Below are 2358 nucleotides of genomic sequence, written 5' to 3' on the forward strand. Positions count from 1 at the left end.
CCGCTCCAGTCCGCTCCAGTCCGCACCGATAGGATTTTGACACGAGAATTTCAGGAGTTTGACGGGGTGCAGTACCGGCATTCGGCGTGTGAGGGGCAGCGTTATGCCCGGTGTGTTTTTTCTTCGGGCCTTTCAGATTGTCGACGACATATGACGCGAGCCGCCTCCGGAAAAACAACTGATCCAGACATACGGCGCAGGCGGCAATAAGAATTATGCTGTTCATGGCAGAAAGAATTTAGACGATGTTATGGTAATTCTGTTCTTGATGTATGCAGTTGATCTCGTCGCGGAACATTTCGAGATGGTGCCGTAGGATATTATCTACATAAGATGTTGCGGTCAGTCGCTCGCCGCCGATTTTTTTCAGGACTTCAAGGATTTTCCGTTTCGTAGGGGCACTGACATAAAGCGAGGCGCGGAGGTCGTAATCCACCCGGACAAGAAATGTTTTTTTGTAGTCGGGCAATGTCATCGAACGTCGCCATCGTATGTCCGGTACGGGAACACACTCCGGCTTCACATCCTGCTTTTCGGATACGACCGTTTCGGAAGGCGGAGAATCGAGATTTGAAGAATCTTCAGGTGCAGCGACAACGGATACAAGTTCAGTTGTCTGAGGTTGTTCCATCGAGGGCCATCCATCGCTATTTTCCGTTTGCACGGCAGGCATTGCACAATCGTCAGGTTGCTCCGAAAAGTGTCCGGCTTTATTATGACCTCGTCGCTTCCCGAGGTGCAGCAGCCCTAAGATTGACAAAACGATAATGCCTGTGCCAAGAGCGAGTAATGAAATGTCGAGGACACCGGACTCGGATAAAAAGCTGTAAAGCATAATTAGAAATTTTTAAGTCATTGTTAAACAAGTTTTTCAAAATTCCGCTTACGATCGAGCCGGTTTATATCGTCACGGAAAGTTTCGATGTGGTGCTGTAGAATATTATCCACATATGATGTCGCGGATAATCGTTCACCTCCGATTCTTTTAAGTATCTCCAGAATCTTACGCTTCGTCGATGCATTGACATAAAGTGTGGCTCGGATGCCGTATTCCACAGGAGTGAGAAACATTCGTTCATAATCGGACAAGGGTGGTGTTCTCCGACGGCGTGGCTCTTGTGCTGCGGGCACAGACGGGGTTTCATCCGGAATCTTTTCTGTGTCGATCTCCGGAACAGAGGGCGGTTCGGCGGGAATTGCGTCCGTAGCGGTTCCGGATGGGATCTGTTCCGGAATTACCCGTGTGACCTTTGTAGTGATAGGTAACTGCCCTGCGATCACCTGTTTTACAAGACTTTCGTCTACTTCGATTTTGGGTTTCTTGGCCATTGTTATCGGATTTTGAGGAGTGTAAGAATTTCTTCTGTGAGGATTTCGAGTTGCGCCTCACACGCAAAGGTTCGCGCCGGAGCCAGAAGTGTCGAGCGGCCGACTCCTGTATTGTCCGCAAGCAGCTCCTTGTTGAACTTCGAGCGGTAAGGAATGTGAGTTGTCATAAGCGACAACCCGAGCTTGCGGATAACGGCCTCGTATCGATCGTAAAGCGGCGTTCGTTCACGACGGTCTATCATCGTCCAGAAAAGATAGACGCTTTGTAAAGTAAGGGTCGGATCTTGGGCAAGGTTAGTGGTGAGACTCCGGGCAAAGGAGAGCGTACTTTCCATGACGACCTTGTCGGCTTTCATGGGCACAAAGACAGCGTCCAGCGACGCGAGCAGCCGAATGACACCTTCGGCATTGACCGTTCCCGGCAAGTCGTAGAGAATGATACGGGGATGGTAGCCGCTTTGCAGCAGCCGCTCGACTTCTTCGGGGGCTTCGGGCGGCATACATTTCAGCACAGGCCAGAGCTTGCGGCCCGTCGCTTTGAATTGACGTACCAGCAACAGCTTGTGGTAATCGTCATGCTCGATGAGCGACAGTTCCCGCTCACGTTGCGCCTGAACGGACCATTGGGGATAGTCGCAGTCTACGACCAGCACGTCATAGCCTAATGTGTAGTGCAGATGACTGGCGAGTAACATCGTAAATGTCGATTTCCCGATGCCCCCTTTTTGATTGCAGATCGAAATGCTTGCTTGTTTCATTGCTTGTGTGTTTAAATGGTTGTTTGGGTAACTATGCGTCTGTCAAATCATTTATATATACTACCTTATATTTGGACGAATAATTGGATGATTATTCGGTCTGCCGCCCTTTCGTTCCTTTGCGCAGATACTCGGTTAAAGATTCGGGTATCCGTCTGAACCGATACTTATTTTGCGATTCGCGCAGTTGCCCGAATAATCAATCCTGCCGCAATATACAACAGGGTAAAACGCTTCGGTTCCGATGTCCGCTCCAGTCCGCTCCAGTCCG

Annotated in this window: 3 protein-coding genes and 1 pseudogene; all 4 read right to left on the bottom strand. The window is 49.9% G+C overall.

Annotation, left to right across the window (positions count from 1 at the left end; translation table 11 throughout):
- A pseudogene (locus QVP03_RS05490) lies at positions 1 to 226 on the bottom strand (hypothetical protein); the annotation flags it as partial.
- A gap of 12 nt (positions 227 to 238) precedes the next feature.
- Positions 239 to 835 carry a DUF3408 domain-containing protein gene (locus tag QVP03_RS05495; protein ID WP_019151215.1) on the bottom strand — a complete coding sequence of 199 codons (597 nt, stop codon included), beginning with the start codon at positions 833 to 835 and terminating at the stop codon, positions 239 to 241.
- Positions 836 to 858: 23 nt separating this feature from the next.
- Positions 859 to 1329, bottom strand: a complete 471-nt coding sequence (locus QVP03_RS05500) for a DUF3408 domain-containing protein (protein WP_014774760.1) — start codon at positions 1327 to 1329, stop codon at positions 859 to 861.
- Positions 1330 to 1331: 2 nt separating this feature from the next.
- Positions 1332 to 2087 carry a ParA family protein gene (locus tag QVP03_RS05505; RefSeq protein WP_009596771.1) on the bottom strand — a complete coding sequence of 252 codons (756 nt, stop codon included), beginning with the start codon at positions 2085 to 2087 and terminating at the stop codon, positions 1332 to 1334.
- Positions 2088 to 2358: the final 271 nt, after the last annotated feature.

The organism is Alistipes sp. CAG:29 (assembly GCF_000435435.1).
Lineage (GTDB): Bacteria > Bacteroidota > Bacteroidia > Bacteroidales > Rikenellaceae > Alistipes > Alistipes onderdonkii.

What these genes read in the sequence shown, in the direction of transcription:
- QVP03_RS05505 (WP_009596771.1), bottom strand. Translation starts at nt 2,087, where the DNA reads ATGAAACAAGCAAGCATTTCGATCTGCAATCAAAAAGGGGGCATCGGG.
- QVP03_RS05500 (WP_014774760.1), bottom strand. Translation starts at nt 1,329, where the DNA reads ATGGCCAAGAAACCCAAAATCGAAGTAGACGAAAGTCTTGTAAAACAG.
- QVP03_RS05495 (WP_019151215.1), bottom strand. Translation starts at nt 835, where the DNA reads ATGCTTTACAGCTTTTTATCCGAGTCCGGTGTCCTCGACATTTCATTA.